The organism is Rhizobium sp. WSM1274, assembly GCF_025200775.1.
Classification (GTDB): Bacteria; Pseudomonadota; Alphaproteobacteria; order Rhizobiales; family Rhizobiaceae; genus Rhizobium; species Rhizobium leguminosarum_I.
In genome coordinates this window covers 4,225,307-4,243,390 of sequence record NZ_CP104138.1, presented here as the reverse complement: position 1 = coordinate 4,243,390, position 18,084 = coordinate 4,225,307, and the positions used below count along the sequence as shown (strand labels likewise).

Here is an 18,084-nt window from a genome sequence, read left to right as displayed (position 1 = left end):
CTTGTGCGTTTCATGCTCTACGCCCGGCTTGCGCATATTCCTTTAAGAGAAGGCCTTAACGAAAGCTTAAAGCGCCTCACATTCAGTTGGATCGATGCCATGCGCTTTAACACTTTCAATCTACGCGTCCTGTTTCTCCGATGCGTTAGGCGCGCGGATGCGCCCGATCATACACCTCGAGCAGCCGCGATGCATCGACGCCGGTATAGACCTGTGTTGTGGAAAGGCTGGCATGGCCGAGCAATTCCTGGATGGTGCGCAGATCACCGCCGCCGGCCAGCAGATGGGTGGCGAAGGAGTGGCGCAATGCATGCGGTGTCGCCGTTTCCGGCAGGCCGAAGGCGCTGCGCATCTTCTGCATGGTCCGCTGGATGATTGCCGCTTGCAGCTTGCCGCCGCGAGCGCCGCGAAACAGCGGCTCGCCGCTTTCGAGATGATATGGGCAGAGCGTGCGGTATTTCTCGACGGCGTCGAAAACCACGGAGAGCAGCGGCACCAGCCGCGTCTTGTTGCCCTTGCCGGTGATGCGCAGGGTCGTCGCGCCCTTCTGCAGGTCGGCGGGCGTAAGATCCAGCGCCTCGGAGATGCGCAGGCCGCAGCCGTAGAGCAGCGTCATGACCGCCGCATCGCGGGCCGCAATCCAGGGTTCGTCATGGAGCTGGGCGTCGTCGCTGACGACGGTGATCGCCTGGGTGTCCGACAGCGGCTTGGGCAGCGATTTCGGTTGTTTCGGCGAGCGCACCGCGGCAGCACCGGCGGCGTTGACCAGGCCTCTCTTTTCGAGATGGCGCAGCAGTGAGCGAAGACCGGCGAGATTGCGGCCAAGCGATCGGGCGCCGGAGCCCTGCTTGCGCCGGGCCGCCAGGAAGGCGCGGAAATCGGCGGGGCGTAACTCCCTGATATCGCCGAGCGTCGCCGGGCCGGCGAGATGGCCGGTCAGAAAGGTCAGAAACTGGCGGGTATCGCGCTCGTAGGCGTCGAGAGTATGCTCGGAAAGACGGCGCTCCCTGGCGAGGTTTTCGAGCCACGCGGCCCGTTCCGCCATCAGGCGCTGATCGGCGATAACAAGCAGTTCGTTCACGTCGCGGGCCTTGATTTTGCCTTCAAGTCCGCCAATTTGGAGCAGGAACAGTTATGGAATTGCTAATGCCGGCCAAGCCTTTGTCATCCTTCGATCATATTGTACTGCGATAGCTTATACCCCATAAACAGGATCTTTCATGGCACGGCGCGATTCCATGACGGCTTTCGGACAGCTCGCGGAAGCGATCGCTCTCGTTTCACAGGGAAAGCCCGGTCATATCGTCGATACGCTGATTGCCGAACGCGGCCAGAGGATCGTGAAAAATCCGCTCTGGCCGGTCATGCGGCCGTTCCTCTACACGCTGCTGCGCTACAACAAGGCGCTCGAATTCGCCAATGCGGTCGCCAAAATGCCGGGCTTCCAGTCGTTTGAATATATGAGCGACATGCTGAAACTCGACATCGGCATCACCAACGGCGAACGCATTCCCGATACCGGCGGCTTCATCCTCGTCAGCAACCATCCGACCGGCATCGCCGACGGCGTTGCCGTGTTCGATCTGTTGAAAGCGCGCCGGCCGGACATGATGTTCTTTGCCAATCGCGATGCCATCCGCGTCAATCCGCGGTTTGCCGAGATGATCATTCCCGTCGAATGGCGGGAGGAGCATAAGAGCAAGCTGAAAGCGCGCGAAACGCTGCAGCTGACCAACCATGCGGTGAAGGAAGGCAAGGCGACAGTGCTCTTTCCCTCAGGACGCATCGCCTATTGGGCGAATGGCCGGCTGAATGAACGTCCGTGGAAGACCTCGGCCGTCGGGCTGGCGCGCAAATACAATCTGCCGATCCTTCCCGTCCATATGACGGCGCGCAATTCGGGGCTGTTCTACTGGCTGGCGAAGTGGTCGACGGAGCTTCGCGACATGACGGTCTTTCACGAACTGCTGAACAAATGCGGCGACCGCTTCGATTTCGTCATCGGCAATCTCATTCCGGCCGAACATCTGGACGGCGACCTCAACGAGGTGACGAAGGCGCTGGAGAAACATACGGTGCACGACATGGCTAGAGATGGTGACGCGAGTTTCGTGCCGGTCGGCCTGCCGGCTGCGGCGCCGCGCCACGAGATTCCGGTTCCTGCAATCTAACCACCGGCATTGCCATGACGATCGATATCCGCAGGCTCCGCGATCGGCTACCGCAGGAGATCGCAGATCTCGAAAGCGAGGCCCGGCGGGAAGGCTATCGCCATGTCGCCCGCCTTATCTACGAATGGTCGATCGGCGATATCAAGTTCGAACATCACGGCGAAAGGCTGCTTGGCGCTTATATCGATGAGGTGCTCGTCGGCATCGGCGGCATGACCGTCGAATCCGCCATGTCAGAGGCGCTGCGGATGCGGCGTTTCTACATTCGTCCTGCAATGCGCAGGCGCGGCATCGGCCGGATGCTTGCCCTAGCTCTGCTCGACCATGCGCGTTCCTGCTGCAGCATCGTCACCGTTCATGCGGGAAACGATGCTGCGGCGAGGTTCTGGGAGGCGCTCGGGTTTCAGCCCCACGGACGAGATGGACATAGCCATCTGCTCGCGCTGCAGCGCCATAGCGATGATCCAGCGGCTTCGAATTTGAGCCGGTGCTTCACGCCCCGATTTCCTTGAGGCGGATGGCCTGGCGCGCCAGCAAGCGCTCGACATCGGCAATATCGAGCGCCGAGAGCTTGGCGCCTGGCTTGCGCAGGGTGGCGGACTTGATCACGCCGCGCTTGGCAAGCACATATTTGCGCGAGGCGAGACCGATGCCCTGCTGCTGTTCGTAGCGGGCGAGCGGCAGATAGGCATCGAAGATCGCATGGGCGCGATCGGGATTTCCGGCGGCATAGGCCTCGACGACGCCAACCATCATCTCCGGATAACAAAAGCCGGTCATGGCGCCATCGGCGCCCCGGCCCATCTCTTCGGGCAGGAAAAGCCCGCCATTGCCGCAGAGGATCGAGATGCGTCGCATGGCGCCCCTGTCGCTGGCGGCGCGAAGTGCCGAGATCTTCGACAGACCCGGCCAATCCTCATGCTTAAGCATGACGCAATTGTGCACCTCGTTGACGATGCGCTCGATGACCTTGGGCGCGATCGTCACATTGGTGGTGAGCGGATAATCCTGCAGCACGAAGGGCGTATCGCCGAGGGCCTCGCCGACCGACTGGTAGAAGGCGAAAGCCTGATCGTCGGTCTTGACGGTCCAGGGCGGCGCGACCATAACGCCGGCCGCACCCTCACCCATGACGGCTTCGGCGAGTTCGCGCATCGGCGCAAGCCCTGGCGCCGAAACGCCGACGATGACGGGGAGGCGGCCGTCGAGTCGCTTCAGCACCCGTTCGACGACTATCCGCGATTCCTCGGCGGTCAGCTTCGGGGCTTCTCCGAGCTGGCCAAGCACCGTCAGGCCGGTGACGTCGGCGCCTTCGTAAAAATCGACCATGCTGTCGATACTGGCGAGATCGAGCGCGCCGTCATCGGTGAAGGGGGTTACGGCGATCACATAGACGCCCTTGGCATCTTCAGTCAGTCTGACCATTGGTGCTCTCCAATTCAGCGGCCGAAGAACAGCGCTTCGGCATTTCGAACAAAAATCTTTTCGGCGATCGTGCGATCGTCGATGGCGGCCAGCATGGTCTCGATCAACTCGGCGTCATCGGGCATGCCGTCCCCATGCGACCGCATAGTCCAATTGCAACCGCGGGGTGATCATGCACAAGGGCTTGACCTACAGAGCTGAGACAAATTCGCTGCATTATAGCCGGGCTCGGATCTTTAAATCGTCGCTATGACGCGGAACCCATCGCTTCGTCTTTACGGTTCCAATTCCATCGATTTGCGGGCATGGTCCCACGCGATGAGCACAGATTCGTCCGATCTCTTTGGCGCGCTTTTCGAGGCACCGCCCGCGAACCGAACGGTTCCGGTGCTGGTGCCGATGCCGGCGCCGAAACCCTATTCCTATTCGGTGCCGGATGGCATGGCGGTCGAGCCCGGCTCGGTCGTGCAGGTACCGCTCGGGCCGCGGCAGGTGATCGGCGTCGTCTGGGACGGCGGCGAGGACGGCGTCGATCCGAAGAAGCTTCGGCCGATCAGCCATGTCTTCGACTGCCCGCCGCTTGCCAGGGAGATGCGGGATTTCATCGATTGGGTGGCGACCTATACGCTCTCGCCGCCCGGCCTCGTCGCCCGCATGGCGCTGCGGGCACCGAACGCCTTCGAACCGGAACCGATGGTAGAAGGATTGAAGCTCGTCGGCGGCGAACCGGAGCGGATGACGCCGGCGCGGGCCCGGGTGCTCGATACGGCCTCCGACGGCTTTTCCTGGACACGCAGCGGCCTTGCCCATGCGGCGGGGGTCTCGACGAGCGTCGTCGACGGGCTGATCACGCTCGGCATCTTCGAGACGATCTTCCTGCCGCCGCCGCCGGTCGTTGCGATGCCGGATCCGGATTTTACCGCCGCACGTCTCGAAGGGCCGCAAAGGCAAGCGGCCGAGGAGATCGTCGCCGACGTCCAAAAGGGCGAATTTTCGGTGTCGCTGATCGACGGGGTGACCGGCTCCGGCAAGACCGAGGTTTATTTCGAGGCGATTGCCGAGACGCTGAAACGCGGCAAGCAGGTGCTGATCCTGCTGCCGGAGATCGCGCTGACGGCCAGTTTCATGGAGCGCTTCCAGAACCGCTTCGGGGCAAAGCCGGCCGAATGGCATTCCGATCTCGCGCCGCGCATGCGCGAGAAAGTCTGGCGCCAGGCGGTGACCGGCGAAGTGCGGGTGGTGGCGGGCGCGCGCTCGGCGCTCTTCCTGCCCTTCGAGGATCTCGGCCTGATCATCGTCGACGAGGAACACGATCCCGCTTACAAGCAGGAGGATCGCGTCTTCTACAATGCTCGCGATATGGCTGTCGTGCGCGGCCGCATCGGCGATTTTCCGGTCATTCTGGTGTCGGCGACGCCGTCGGTCGAAAGCCAGGTCAATGGCCAGAGCGGGCGCTACAGCACCGTCCACCTGCCGACGCGTTTCGGCGATGCGGCAATGCCGGACCTGCATCTCATCGATATGCGCAGACACACGCCGGAGCGGGGCGGCTTCCTGTCGCCAGTGCTGATCCGGGCGATCGGCAAGACGGTGGAAAAGCGCGAACAGGCGCTGCTCTTTCTCAACCGGCGCGGTTATGCGCCGCTGACGCTCTGCCGGGTCTGCGGCCATCGGTTCCAATGCCCGCAATGTTCGAGCTGGCTGGTGGAGCATCGTTTCCGCAAGCAGCTGCAATGCCATCAATGCGGCCATGCCGAGCGCACGCCGGAGGCCTGCCCGGAGTGCGGCACGCTCGACCATCTCGTCGCCTGCGGGCCAGGCGTCGAGCGCATCGCCGAGGAGGTGGAACGGCATTTCCCTGAGGCGCGGACGATCGTTCTCTCCTCCGATATCATGGGCGGGGTGAAGCGGCTGCGGCTGGAGCTGGAAGCGATCGCCAAGGGCGAAGCCGATATCGTCATCGGCACTCAGCTCGTGGCCAAGGGGCATAATTTTCCACTGATGACGCTGGTCGGCATCGTCGATGCCGATCTCGGCCTTGCCAATGGCGACCCGCGCGCGGCCGAACGCACCTTCCAGCTCTTGTCGCAGGTGACGGGCCGGGCCGGGCGCACCGGCCTCAAGAGCCATGGGCTGCTGCAGACCTACCAGCCGCAGCATCCTGTCATGCAGGCAATCGTCTCCGGCGATTCCGACGCCTTCTACGAGCGCGAGATCACCGAACGCGAACGTGCCCTGTTGCCGCCGTTCGGCAGGCTGGCGTCGATCATCGTTTCGGCCGAAACCCGCCACGACGCCGAAAACCATGCGCGTGGCATGCGCAACGCCGCCCCGCAGGTGTCGGGCATCTCGGTGCTCGGCCCGGCCGAAGCGCCGCTCGCGCTGGTGCGCGGCCGCCACCGTTTCCGCCTTCTGGTGCACGGCCGGCGAAACTCCGACATGCAGGGGTTCCTGCGGGCGATGCTGTCGCAATCGCCCAAGGAGCGCGGATCGGTGCAGGTGCAGCTGGATATCGATCCGCAGAGTTTTCTCTGAATCGAATCAGGCCGCCATTCCCTCCGTTTTCGGCGCATGTCATAAAACACCGATTCATCCGGGTGATTTGGGGCTGACGCATGGAGTTTTACTTTCCGACCGAGCTTGGCGAGCAGCTTGCCTTTTGCTCCGCCGCTTTCACGGCCCTCGCCGGCTTCATCATGATGTTCGCGCCGGGCCATACTTTCCGTCTTCTCGGTCTGCAGGCGCAGGAGGGGCGGCCGGAAGGCTTCGGCGAGGGGCGCTCGATGGGTGGTTTCTATCTCGGTTTCGGGCTGTCGGCGATCATGCTCGCCCAGGATTGGATCTACATGGCGCTCGGCGCCTCCTTCGCGATGGCGGCCTTTGCGCGTATCATCTCGATCCTGTCGGATAAGGGGAGTAATCTCGTCAACTATTTACTTCTGGTTGTACAGATCGCCTTGGCCGTGCTACCGCTGCTCTACGTCTTCGGCTTCACCCAGACATAAGTCTGGCTGCCGACAGACGGCTTCTTTTGCCTGCTTCCAGGCCATTGCGCAATTTTGCGGACAGAAATTCATATGAAAGGCGTATTCGGGCGTTACGCGTGTTGCGAGTCCGAACATCCTATGTTAGACGGACCCCGAATTTCGGAAGAAGCAAGAGGCTTCTCTTGTGATTTCTGGGGGAAATCAAAACGAATTCAAGATCATAGGTTCGGCGCCCGCCGAGAGCCGGATTTTGGGTTGAAATCAGGGAAATTTGTGCCAGTGGCAGACACGTCCCAGCTTACTTCTGGTGTTGCAGAACGCTATGCCTCTTCGCTTTTCGAACTGGCGCTCGAGCAGGGCGCCGTCGACAGCGTCACCGCCGATCTTGACCGTTTCCAGGCGATGCTGGATGAGAGCGCCGACCTGAAGCGCTTCGTCGCAAGCCCGGTTTTTTCAGCCGAAGATCAGCTGAAGGCGATCGTCGCCATCAGCGAGAAGGCCGGCATCAGCGGTTTCTTCGCCAATTTCCTGAAGGTCGTGGCGCGCAACCGCCGCCTGTTCGCCCTGCCGGGCATGATCAAGGCCTTCCGCATCATCGCCGCGAACCATCGCGGTGAAATCTCCGCCGAGGTCACCTCGGCACATGCGCTTTCGCAAGCGCAAGAAACCGAATTGAAGGTGGCACTCAAGAGCGTTACCGGCAAAGACGTGACGATTGCCGTCACGGTTGATCCGTCAATTCTTGGTGGTCTGATCGTGAAGGTCGGGTCCCGTCAGATTGATACGTCTCTTCGTACCAAACTCTCTACCCTTAAGCTCGCATTGAAAGAGGTTGGCTGATGGATATCCGCGCCGCGGAAATTTCCGCAATTCTCAAAGACCAGATTAAAAATTTCGGCAAAGAGGCAGAAGTCTCGGAAGTCGGCCAGGTTCTCTCCGTCGGTGACGGTATCGCTCGTGTCTATGGTCTGGACAATGTCCAGGCCGGTGAAATGGTCGAGTTCCCAGGCGGCATCCGCGGCATGGCGCTGAACCTTGAAGCCGACAATGTCGGCGTCGTCATCTTCGGTGCCGACCGCGACATCAAGGAAGGCGACACCGTCAAGCGGACCGGCGCCATCGTCGACGTTCCGGTCGGCCCAGAGCTGCTCGGCCGCGTCGTCGACGCGCTCGGCAATCCGATCGACGGCAAGGGCCCGATCAACGCGACGCGCCGTTCGCGCGTCGACATCAAGGCTCCCGGCATCATTCCGCGCAAATCGGTTCATGAGCCGATGTCGACCGGCCTCAAGGCCATCGATGCGCTGATTCCGATCGGCCGCGGCCAACGCGAGCTGGTTATCGGCGACCGCCAGACCGGCAAGACCGCGATCCTTCTCGATGCCTTCCTCAATCAGAAGGCCATTCACGACAACGGTCCGGAAGGTGAAAAGCTTTACTGCGTCTACGTCGCCGTCGGCCAGAAGCGCTCGACCGTCGCTCAGTTCGTCAAGGTGCTCGAAGAGCGCGGCGCACTGAAATATTCGATCATCGTCGCCGCCACTGCTTCCGATCCGGCGCCGTTGCAGTATCTGGCTCCGTTTGCCGGCTGCGCCATGGGCGAATATTTCCGCGATAACGGAATGCATGCGCTCATCGGTTACGACGACCTGTCCAAGCAGGCGGTGTCCTACCGCCAGATGTCGTTGTTGCTGCGCCGCCCGCCGGGCCGCGAAGCCTATCCGGGCGATGTTTTCTACCTGCACTCGCGCCTGCTCGAGCGTGCTGCGAAGATGAACGACGACCAGGGCGCCGGTTCGCTGACCGCTCTGCCGGTCATCGAAACGCAGGGCAACGACGTGTCGGCCTTCATTCCGACCAATGTGATCTCGATCACTGACGGCCAGATCTTCCTTGAAACCGACCTGTTCTACCAGGGTGTCCGTCCGGCCGTGAACGTCGGCCTGTCGGTTTCCCGCGTCGGCTCGGCGGCGCAGATCAAGGCGATGAAGCAGGTCGCCGGCTCGATCAAGGGCGAACTTGCCCAGTATCGCGAAATGGCCGCCTTCGCCCAGTTCGGTTCGGACCTCGACGCTGCGACGCAGCGCCTGCTGAACCGCGGCGCACGCCTGACCGAACTCCTGAAGCAGCCGCAGTTCTCGCCGCTGAAGACGGAAGAACAGGTCGCCGTGATCTTTGCAGGCGTCAACGGCTATCTCGACAAGCTGCCGGTCGCTTCGGTTGGCAAGTTCGAGCAGGGCTTCCTCTCGTACCTGCGTTCGGAAGGCTCTGCCATCCTCGACGCGATCCGCACGGAAAAGGTAGTCAGCGATGATACCAGGGGCAAGCTCACCGCTGCTCTCGATAGCTTCGCAAAGTCTTTCTCGTAATCGGGCCCTAAGTTAGGACAGATAACGGATGCCTTCACTTAAGGATCTGAAAAACCGGATTGCCTCCGTCAAGGCGACGCAGAAGATCACCAAGGCGATGAAAATGGTCGCCGCGGCGAAGCTTCGGCGTGCGCAGGAGGCGGCTGAGGCCGCCCGGCCCTATTCGGAGCGCATGGGTGCGGTTCTGGCGAACATTGCCAAGGCCGTCACCGATGCCGATGGCGCACCGGCGCTGATGACAGGCACCGGCCAGGACCAGGTTCATCTGCTGGTGGTGTGCACGGCAGAACGTGGTCTCTGCGGCGGCTTCAACTCGCAGATTGCGCGCTTCGCGCGCGAACATGTGCGCAGGCTGGTTGCCGAGGGCAAGACGGTGAAAATCTTCACTGTCGGCAAGAAGGGTTACGACATCCTTCGCCGCGAATACGCGTCGCTGATCATCGAGCGCAAGGAGTTGCGCGAGGTCAAGCGCATCGGCTTCGAGAATGCCGATCAGATCGGCAAACGCATCATCGAGATGTATGCTGCCGGCGAGTTCGACGTCTGCACGCTGTTTTATTCCGAGTTCAAGTCGGTGATCAGCCAGATTCCGACGACGCAGCAGCTCATCCCTGCTTCGACGGGGGCTGTGCAGACCGAGGATGCCGCCCATGCGGGCGCCGTCTATGAATATGAGCCGGATCCGGCTTCGATCCTCGAAGATCTGATCCCGCGCAACATCTCCGTCCAGGTCTTCCGCGCGCTCCTCGAGAACGTCGCAGGCGAGATGGGCGCCAAGATGAGCGCTATGGACAACGCAACGCGTAATGCCGGTGAGATGATCAACAAGTTGACGCTGAGCTACAACCGCCAGCGTCAGGCGCAGATCACCAAGGAACTCATTGAAATCATTTCGGGCGCGGAAGCGCTCTGAGGCTAGGAAAAGAGGGTCAGAAAATGGCTGAGGCAGCTACCCCCAAGATCGGCTCTGTCGGCAGAGTCACCCAGGTTATCGGCGCCGTCGTCGACGTTGCTTTCGAAGGCGAACTGCCGAAGATCCTGAACGCGCTGGAAACCACCAACAACGGCATCCGCCTGGTTCTCGAAGTTGCGCAGCACCTTGGCGAAAACATCGTCCGTACTATCGCGATGGACTCGACAGACGGTCTCGTGCGCGGCCAGGAAGTCGGCGACACCGGCGCTCCGATCATGGTTCCGGTCGGTAACGAGACGCTTGGCCGCATCATGAACGTCATCGGCGAGCCGGTCGACGAAGCAGGTCCGCTGGTCACTGCCCACAAGCGCGCCATCCACCAGGATGCGCCAACCTATGTCGAGCAGTCGACGGAGGGGCAGATCCTCGTCACCGGCATCAAGGTCGTCGATCTTCTCGCTCCTTATGCACGTGGTGGCAAGATCGGCCTCTTTGGCGGCGCCGGCGTCGGCAAGACCGTTCTGATCATGGAACTGATCAACAACGTCGCCAAGGCGCATGGTGGTTATTCGGTTTTTGCGGGCGTCGGTGAACGCACCCGCGAAGGCAACGACCTCTACTATGAAATGATCGAATCGAACGTCAACAAGCATGGCGGCGGCGAAGGCTCGAAGGCGGCACTTGTTTACGGTCAGATGAACGAACCGCCGGGCGCCCGCGCCCGCGTCGCCCTGACCGGCCTGACGGTCGCCGAGCACTTCCGCGACCAGGGCCAGGACGTTCTGTTCTTCGTCGACAACATCTTCCGCTTCACGCAGGCAGGTTCCGAAGTGTCGGCTTTGCTGGGCCGCATCCCGTCGGCCGTCGGTTATCAGCCGACGCTGGCAACTGACATGGGCCAGATGCAGGAGCGCATCACCACGACGACGACTGGCTCGATCACCTCGGTCCAGGCCATTTACGTTCCGGCCGACGACTTGACCGACCCGGCGCCGGCAACTTCGTTCGCCCACCTTGACGCAACGACGGTTCTGTCGCGCTCGATCGCTGAAAAGGGTATCTACCCGGCCGTCGATCCGCTCGACTCCACGTCGCGCATGCTCGATCCGCTGGTCGTCGGTGAAGAACATTACGACGTCGCCCGCAAGGTCCAGTCGACGCTGCAGCGCTACAAGGCCCTGCAGGACATCATCGCCATCCTTGGCATGGACGAACTGTCCGAAGAGGACAAGATTGCTGTCGCCCGCGCCCGCAAGATCGAGCGTTTCCTGTCGCAGCCGTTCTTCGTCGCCGAAGTCTTCACAGGTTCGCCGGGTAAGCTGGTTGCTCTGGAAGACACGATCAAGGGCTTCAAGGGCCTCGTCAACGGCGAATACGATCACCTGCCGGAAGCTGCCTTCTACATGGTCGGCTCGATGGAAGAAGCGGTCGAAAAGGCCAAGAAGCTCGCAGCTGCTTAATGAGCGACGCGCTGGGCGAGATATTCTGCTGCGACTCCCTGAAGGGGGTCGTGGCGGATCTTCCGGAACCAGCCGCGCCGACCGTCTATCGCGCCGATAACGGCGTGCTGATGATGGTGGTGGGTCTGGTTCGAAGCGAGGAAGGGCTCGGTTATCTCGACCAAGCGATAATGCACTGCCCGTTCTGCGGGACTAAATTGCAAGATGCGAAAGCCATAGCCGAGAAGGTAAGTCACTGATGGCTGACAATTTCAACTTTGAGCTCGTTTCGCCGGAGCGCCTGCTGCTGTCGGAGATGGTAACCGAGGTCGTTATCCCTGCGACTGAAGGCGAGATGACGGTCATGGCAAACCATGCACCGACGATGACGACGATCAAGCCGGGCGTCGTGAGCGTACGTTCGGCCTCCGGCAAGAAGCAGAATTACGTCGTGTTCGGCGGTTTTGCCGATATCCTGCCGACTGGCTGTACATTGCTTGCCGAATCCGCGGTTCCGGTCGAGGAACTCCAGAAGGACGAGCTGACGCGCCGCATCGAGGCTGCCCGCGAGGAACTCGAACATGCCGAACTGCATGAGCACAAGTCGAAGCTCGAGCACTTCATCATGGAAATGACGCATCTGCGCGGCGTCGTTGAACAGGATTGACTACAATCGGTAAGATCCATGAAAAGCGGCCGCGACGGCCGCTTTTTTGTTTCTGCCGTCATCTGTCGGTGTGCGGAAAAACCGGGCTGTCGGCCGAGCTGAAATGAAGACGCGCAGCGCTGTAGGACCGCCTACTGCTGGCGGTGATGCCGGAACATTCTCAGAAGCCCGTGCCGCCGCGCAGCTCGATGGCGACTGTCCGGAGCAGTATCTTCAGGTCGAGCAGCAGGCTGAAATTCCTGACATAATAGATATCGCAGGCAATGCGGGCGCGGGCTTCCAGCGGTCGCGTCGTCGGGCCCCGCCAACCGCGTGTCTGCGCAAGACCGGTGATGCCGGGGCGCATGATGTGGCGCTGATGGTAGTCCGGCACCAGTTCCTCGTAGAGCTTGCCGGCTGCCCGCATGTTGATGGCGTGGCAGCGCGGGCCGACCAGCGACATCTCACCCCTGAGGACGTTGAAAAGCTGCGGCAGCTCGTCGATATTGGTCTTGCGGAGCACCGCGCCGATGCCGGTCACCCGGCTGTCGCCCTTGACCGTCTGTTGAACCCCGCTCGGATCACAAGCTTCGGCGCGCATCGACCGGAACTTGAAGACCGTGATCTTGCGGCCGTTCATCCCCCAGCGGATCTGGCGAAAAAACACCGGACCGCCATCGTCGAATTTGATGAAAAGCGCGATTGCCAGAAAAAGCGGCGCCAGCACCATGAGGGCGCTGACGGAGGCGACGATGTCGATCAACCGCTTCACACCCAGCCGCACCGCCATTTTTCTTTCGACAGGGGAAAAGCTATCCGGCTGGCGAATGTTGGAGTTCGCTATAACCAGGATCTTGGTTTTGTCCTGACGCTGAGACGGATCGAAGCGTGAATTCGTCTTCGAAGTAAAAGCATTCATTACGCAAGGTCCAGAAGTTTAGATGCGGTACTGAACAACAGTGAGACAGATACAGGGTCACGTATCGTTTGTCATCGGTATAAATAAAAATTTGATAACCCTAAAGACGCCAAAAATGGGAGTATTTCGCGTTAACCTTAATGCCTGTAGTTGCGCTTGCGGGAAATTTATACTTTGAAAGGAGTAGCCCGAATGGGTTGATGCGACGTCAGCCGGTTTCCGAAATCGATCGCCGGCTTTTCCAGCAGGAAGTAGCTGAGGCTCGCGACCAGAAGGATGAGCGCCGCCGCCAGCCCGCAAGATTGCAGCCAGCCGATAACGACATTCTCCGAGGAGACGCCAAATGAGCCTGAGTCGAGCCTCTGAATCAATATCAGGATGATCTCCTGCCAGATATAGATGCCGAATGAGATCTTTGCGATGTAGCGGACTGGAGCGTTGTCGAGCAGCCTGCCCAGGTGTTGCGAATGGCTGAGCGAAACGAGCGCCGTTGCAACCGCCAGTGGAAAGACCGGAAAACCATAGGGGATTTCGAGCCAACCGTAAGCTTCGGCGGAGCCGCCGGGCGATATCACGAGGCGGTAGCCGGCAACGGCGAGGGCCAGGGCCGTTGCGGCATCGAACCAGGAGGAGCGTCTTGTTGGCAGCATGACCTCGACGCCCGCGGCAAGCGCACCGAGCGCGAAGACGGCAAAGAAGCCGATTGGATTATATCTCGGCATCCACTCCTTCGCCCCGCCCTGCAGGCCGTACTGCCAGCCGCGTCCGATGTCGTCGAGCGGAAGCAAGCTCAGGATCAGCACATGGGCGAGAAGTACGGTTGCGATGACGCAAAGCCAGGCGAAGCGGGCAAGCAACGGGCGCTGCCTCAGGACGGGCAGACGGAACAGCAGGAGAAAGCAGATCGGCAGGAGCACATAGCTGGTGACCTCGAAGGGGATAGACCAGAGCGGCCCGTCGGCTTCGACAGGAAACAAGGTGCGCCAATGCCACTGGCTCATGAACAGCAGCCCCGAGACGTAGCGAAGTGCAAGCTCCGGCGTCAGCGGCAGGGCAAGCAGCGTCAGGCTGAGGGCGAAGCCGATGGTGGCGGCGAACCAGAAGCCCGGAGAGATGCGCGCCGCCCTGCGGATCGCGTAATGCCGGAGGCTCGGCATGGCGCTGCCGGCGTCGAGCGCGCGCCAGAAGGGATGGGCAAGAAGAAAGCCGCTGAGCACGAAGAAGATGGCGACGCCGAAATTGCCGAAGCGGAGGATGTGTGCAGTCGGTCCGAGTTCATCGGGGATTCTGCGCATATCCAGCCGCAGCGCGAGGTGGTGGGCGAGCACCAGCAGACAGGCCGTCGCGCGCAGAAAGTCCGCTCCGGCGAGTCTCTCCTGTTGTCGCATTTTGTCCCCCGTCCTGCCAAGAGCATGATGCCGAAAAGTGTGAGCGGTTTTCGGACGACATCATGCTCCGGGTCTCGGACTTTGCAGCGGAAAGCCGCGACGGGCAAGGCAGGGGCGGGCTCAGGCGAGGAGTTCGTTGGTATAATAGGTGGAAAAATCCGGCTTCTCTTTGAGTGCGGCGCCATTGGCATCGACCAGAATGCCGTTTTCGACCAGGAAGCCGCCGATGGCGTCGGCCTTTGCCGGGTCGATCGTACCGATCACACCGGCCTCGGATTTTAGGAAGTGCCCCTCGATCAATGCCTTCTGAGAAGCCTTTACCAGTTCCGTATTCATCAGTGCGCCGTTGCTTCCAGCGATCAGCAGGTCGCAGGCTTCGTCGGGATGGTCGACGGAATAGGCATAACCCTTTCGTGTCGCCTGGATGAAGGCGCGGGCGTGCTCCCGACTTGCGGAGAGATAGGCGTCGCTGGAGACGATGACCGTCGTCTGCTCGTCGGGAATGCCATAATCGGAATAGTGGAAGCGGCCGATCTTCCGATTTTCCAGCTCGGCGGCGATGCCTTCCCAGGTGTAGATCTCCAGCGTGAAATCGATCGAGCCATTGTCCAGCGCCTCGTAAGCGGAGGTGCCGAGGGTGACGGTCTTGACGTCGCCTTTGCCGCCGTCATTGCGGATCATCGCGGAGATCAGCGCGCTCTCCCAGGTGCCGCCAAAGCCACCATAGGTCTTGCCGTCGAGGTCTTTGGGGCTCTTGATGTCGTCGCGTCCGCCCTTGAAGATCAGGCGTGCGGTTTCCGTCTGGACGACACCGTAGACCATCTTCACGTCACCGCCGCCAGCGCGTTGCGTGAGGGTTTCGATCTCGCTGCTGATGCCGAAATCGGCAACACCGTTGGACACCAGCGTCCCGGCGCTGGTATCGGTGAAGGGAAGAATTTCGACATCGAGGCCGGCATCGGCATAGAAGCCCTTCGCCTTGGCGACATAGATGCCGATATGGTTGGTGTTGGGTGTCCAGTCGAGCGCCATGCGGACCTTTGCGGGCGCCGATTGGGCGAAGGCGGTGCGGCCGGCGAGGCTTGCCGCGATGGCGGCGAAGATCGTCTGGCGACGGGTGAGAAGCAGCATGGTGACCTCCTCAGGTCTCTAAGCATGATGCCGAAAAGTGTGAGCGGTTTTCGGACGACATCATGCTCTAACTCTTTAAATTAGAACAGGATTCAGATTTTAGGCCGACCGGCCCAAAATCATCCTGTTCCAGCGGATGAAGCAGGGTTTGCAGGATTTCGGTTTCGATCGCCTGGGCCGCCGGAGAGCCGAGATCGGCAATGCTTCTCGGACGGGGCAGGGGAACGCGGAATTCGCGGATGATACGCGCCGGACGGGCCGAAAGTACGTAGATCCGGTCGGAGAGGAACACGGCCTCGCGAACGTCGTGGGTGATCAGCAGCGCCGTCCAGCGATGTTCGGTCCACATGCCCTGCAGCCATTCCTGCATCTGCATGCGTGTCAGCGCGTCCAGCGCGCCGAAAGGCTCGTCGAGCAGCAGCATGTCCTGGGTCTGGACGACGGTGCGCAGCAGCGCGGCGCGCTGGCGCATGCCGCCGGACAGTTCGGAGGGGTAGCGATGCTCGAAGCCGGCGAGGCCGAAGCGCTCGAACAGAGGTGCGATGGCGGTGCGGGCCGCGCGGCGGCTCATACCGTGCACCTCAAGGCCGAGTGCCGCATTGTCGATGATCCGGCGCCAAGGCATCAGCGCATCGCGCTGCGGCATGAAGGCAAAGGAATGCGGCGCCTGTTCCAGCGGCGTGCCGTTGAAAAGCATAGTGCCGGAATCGGGCCGAAGCGCCTGGGTCATCAATCGAAGTACGGTCGATTTTCCGGAGCCGGATGGGCCGACGATCGAAACGAACTCGCCGCTTTCGACAGCGAGCGAAATATCGTCCAGCACCTTCATGCCGTCGAAGGACTTCGAGATATTGCTGAGTTCAACCATTCTATCGCTCATCGCCGCCGCTCCCCGGATGGTTGCCAGGGCATGACGAGGCGCTGAATGATCAGCGTCGCTGCGAAGAGGCAGAGTGTCAGCACGGCGCTGACGATAACGGCGGCGAGCACGAGATCGGGACGAAAATTGTTCTTGGCATTGAGGATATAGATGCCGAGGCCGCGGGCGGCGCCGGCATATTCGGCAAAGATCGCGCCGACGACGGCATAAGTGATCGAGATCCGCAGACCGGCGAAGAAATAGGGCAGCGAGGAGGGGAGCCGTGCCAGGCAGAAAACGCGCCAGCGGCTCGCCTTCATCGAATTCAGCAATTCGGCGATGTCGCGGTCGGTCGATTCATAGCCCTGCAGCAAGGCGACGAGCAGTGGGAAGAAGGTGACGAGCGCCACCAGCAGGATCTTCGGCAACAGGCCGAAGCCGAACCAGAGGACGACGAGGGGCGCGATCGCCACCAGCGGCAGGGTCTGGCTGGTGATGAAGATCGGCAGCAATGCCCGGCGCATGAAGGGTACGAAATCCATGAGGATCGAGGCAGCGAAGGCGAAAGCAAGCGACAGGGCGAAACCTCCGAGTGTCGCGCCGAGCGTCGGCCAGGTATTGGCGATCAGTGCCTCGCGGTTCAGCCAGCCCTGGATGACGATGCGCGAAGGCGCCGGCAGGATGGATGGTTTGATGCCGGAAAGATCGACATAGAGTTCCCACGCCGCCAAAAAAACGCAACCGGCAAGCAAGGCGGGTATGCCCCGGTAGAGAGCGGCGCTGAGCGCGGCAAGGCGCGAATCCGATGGTTTTGACAGTGTCATCAGCGTTCGATTTCAAGCTTTCGTCGGGAGCAAATTTAAGGTGCTATAGCGTCCTTGGCGCGTCTGAAAAGACGCGCGGCGCTGTATTGGCCGACACCGTGACGTCGAGGGTCACATGCCCTTCGGGGTCGCCGAAGCGAAAGAAGGCCTCACGAATGGTGGCGAAGACCGCGCCGGCATCGCCAGAAAGCCTAGTGCAGAAATTCTTGGCGCGGTCGAAAGTGCCGGAGCGCTTCAGGAAGTCGATGCAGCCATAGATCTCGTCCATATGGGTACCGGTGCCCATGACGTAGAGCGAGAATTGCGCAGCGGTCGGCAGTCCGCTCTCGATGGTGATGTCAACGGCGGCATGTGCGGCTCTTATGCGCTCGGCAAGCGGCTCCGCCTGACCGAGGGAAGGGTTGACGCCGCAGATGGCGTCGTCGGGCTCGCCGGGGCAGCCGCGTGAAACGGCGGCGGACAGCACGCAATGTTCGCCGGTCCTTGCGGCGGCGACGAAAAGATCGTGCATGGCGGCGAAGAGGATGTCAGGCGGGCCGACCAGCAGTGTGGAGATGTCATCGGTCTCGATGCGCAGCCGGTCGCGATAGGGATCGAGCGCCTTGACGGCATCGAAAATGATGCCGACGAAATTGCCGGACATCGGATAGAGTGACACTTGTGCGCCTGAGAACATCTGAACCTCGCTCCGCTGGCATTACCCAGATCAGCTTTGAAGGGTCCAGAGGCTTGCGCCTCACATCTCAGCCCCGGCGATACGGAGCTCCCCTGTTATTTGCGCGGAAACTATCACCGGGGTTTTCTCCCCGCAACAGCAAAATTGCGAACCCGTCCGCGCGGTCGGAACGAAGCCGAGGTGACGGAAAACACCCGGACGGAGGTCCTGCCCGGGTGTTCCCAATGGTTCCGTACCTGCCGGGAACGGAACCGGAGCTTCCTGCCTCAGGCGGCTGGCGCATAACCCCGAAAATCGGAATCGATTTTCGGAAAGGATCATGCGCAGATTCAAAGTG

General features: G+C 61.2%; 18 protein-coding genes and 1 riboswitch. Of the genes, 10 read left to right on the top strand and 8 right to left on the bottom strand.

The features are described 5' to 3' along the window. Positions 1-145: 145 nt before the first annotated feature. The gene (locus N2600_RS20980) at positions 146-1,081 is read right to left on the bottom strand and encodes a tyrosine recombinase XerC (protein WP_222384458.1); all 936 of its coding nucleotides are present in this window, start codon (positions 1,079-1,081) and stop codon (positions 146-148) included. A 139-nt stretch (positions 1,082-1,220) separates the two neighbouring features. Between N2600_RS20980 and N2600_RS20975 the strand changes: the two genes are divergently transcribed. Continuing rightward, positions 1,221-2,171 carry a GNAT family N-acetyltransferase gene (locus N2600_RS20975; protein WP_222384459.1) on the top strand — a complete coding sequence of 317 codons (951 nt, stop codon included), beginning with the start codon at positions 1,221-1,223 and terminating at the stop codon, positions 2,169-2,171. Positions 2,172-2,185: 14 nt separating this feature from the next. Further along, a complete protein-coding gene (locus tag N2600_RS20970) occupies positions 2,186-2,683 on the top strand; it encodes a GNAT family N-acetyltransferase (protein ID WP_260109611.1) in 498 nt (165 codons plus the stop codon). Here N2600_RS20970 and N2600_RS20965 read toward each other — a convergent pair. After that, entirely contained in the window at positions 2,664-3,596 is a 933-nt protein-coding gene (locus tag N2600_RS20965) for a dihydrodipicolinate synthase family protein (RefSeq protein ID WP_260297299.1), read from the bottom strand. The two genes, N2600_RS20970 and N2600_RS20965, sit on opposite strands and share 20 nt — an antisense overlap. A gap of 318 nt (positions 3,597-3,914) precedes the next feature. Here N2600_RS20965 and N2600_RS20960 point away from each other — a divergent pair, with 318 nt between their 5' ends. The 8 genes from N2600_RS20960 (at position 3,915) to N2600_RS20925 (ending at position 11,971) form a co-directional block, all read left to right on the top strand. Next, complete coding sequence (locus N2600_RS20960; protein ID WP_260297298.1) at positions 3,915-6,131, top strand: primosomal protein N'; 2,217 nt, start codon at positions 3,915-3,917, stop codon at positions 6,129-6,131. An 80-nt stretch (positions 6,132-6,211) separates the two neighbouring features. Next, on the top strand, positions 6,212-6,601 hold the full coding sequence (locus tag N2600_RS20955; RefSeq protein WP_222384461.1) for an AGROH133_08824 family phage infection protein: 390 nt from the start codon (positions 6,212-6,214) through the stop codon (positions 6,599-6,601). Between the two features lie 255 nt (positions 6,602-6,856). Beyond that, a complete protein-coding gene (locus tag N2600_RS20950) occupies positions 6,857-7,423 on the top strand; it encodes a F0F1 ATP synthase subunit delta (protein ID WP_017966273.1) in 567 nt (188 codons plus the stop codon). Then, positions 7,423-8,952, top strand: coding sequence for a F0F1 ATP synthase subunit alpha (gene atpA, locus N2600_RS20945; RefSeq protein WP_018482655.1), 1,530 nt, complete (start codon positions 7,423-7,425; stop codon positions 8,950-8,952). Before N2600_RS20950 ends, atpA begins: the two co-directional genes overlap by 1 nt. 28 nt (positions 8,953-8,980) lie before the next feature. Next, positions 8,981-9,865 (top strand): F0F1 ATP synthase subunit gamma, encoded by an 885-nt coding sequence (locus N2600_RS20940; RefSeq protein WP_222384462.1) that lies wholly within the window; start codon positions 8,981-8,983, stop codon positions 9,863-9,865. A gap of 23 nt (positions 9,866-9,888) precedes the next feature. Then, positions 9,889-11,325: a F0F1 ATP synthase subunit beta gene (atpD, locus tag N2600_RS20935; RefSeq protein WP_222384463.1), complete on the top strand. Its 1,437-nt coding sequence runs from the start codon at positions 9,889-9,891 to the stop codon at positions 11,323-11,325. Further along, the gene (locus N2600_RS20930) at positions 11,325-11,564 is read left to right on the top strand and encodes a hypothetical protein (protein ID WP_222384464.1); all 240 of its coding nucleotides are present in this window, start codon (positions 11,325-11,327) and stop codon (positions 11,562-11,564) included. Before atpD ends, N2600_RS20930 begins: the two co-directional genes overlap by 1 nt. Further along, positions 11,564-11,971, top strand: a complete 408-nt coding sequence (locus N2600_RS20925) for a F0F1 ATP synthase subunit epsilon (RefSeq protein WP_168347700.1) — start codon at positions 11,564-11,566, stop codon at positions 11,969-11,971. The genes N2600_RS20930 and N2600_RS20925 overlap by 1 nt, the downstream gene beginning before the upstream one ends. Positions 11,972-12,131: 160 nt before the next feature. Here the strand turns inward: N2600_RS20925 and N2600_RS20920 are convergent, their stop codons facing one another. The 6 genes from N2600_RS20920 to N2600_RS20895 form a co-directional block, all read right to left on the bottom strand. Beyond that, positions 12,132-12,869 (bottom strand): sugar transferase, encoded by a 738-nt coding sequence (locus N2600_RS20920; protein WP_222384465.1) that lies wholly within the window; start codon positions 12,867-12,869, stop codon positions 12,132-12,134. Between the two features lie 167 nt (positions 12,870-13,036). After that, positions 13,037-14,257, bottom strand: coding sequence for an acyltransferase family protein (locus tag N2600_RS20915; protein ID WP_162116847.1), 1,221 nt, complete (start codon positions 14,255-14,257; stop codon positions 13,037-13,039). A 120-nt stretch (positions 14,258-14,377) separates the two neighbouring features. Then, the gene (locus N2600_RS20910) at positions 14,378-15,388 is read right to left on the bottom strand and encodes an ABC transporter substrate-binding protein (protein ID WP_222292952.1); all 1,011 of its coding nucleotides are present in this window, start codon (positions 15,386-15,388) and stop codon (positions 14,378-14,380) included. A 67-nt stretch (positions 15,389-15,455) separates the two neighbouring features. Beyond that, entirely contained in the window at positions 15,456-16,268 is an 813-nt protein-coding gene (locus N2600_RS20905; RefSeq protein WP_260297297.1) for an ABC transporter ATP-binding protein, read from the bottom strand. Next, entirely contained in the window at positions 16,265-17,071 is an 807-nt protein-coding gene (locus tag N2600_RS20900; protein ID WP_260297296.1) for an ABC transporter permease, read from the bottom strand. The genes N2600_RS20905 and N2600_RS20900 overlap by 4 nt, the downstream gene beginning before the upstream one ends. Before the next feature lie 43 nt (positions 17,072-17,114). Further along, positions 17,115-17,747 (bottom strand): Ykof family thiamine-binding protein, encoded by a 633-nt coding sequence (locus N2600_RS20895; RefSeq protein ID WP_260297294.1) that lies wholly within the window; start codon positions 17,745-17,747, stop codon positions 17,115-17,117. Beyond that, positions 17,738-17,851: riboswitch (TPP riboswitch) on the bottom strand. It overlaps the preceding gene by 10 nt. Between the last annotated feature and the right edge of the window lie 233 nt (positions 17,852-18,084).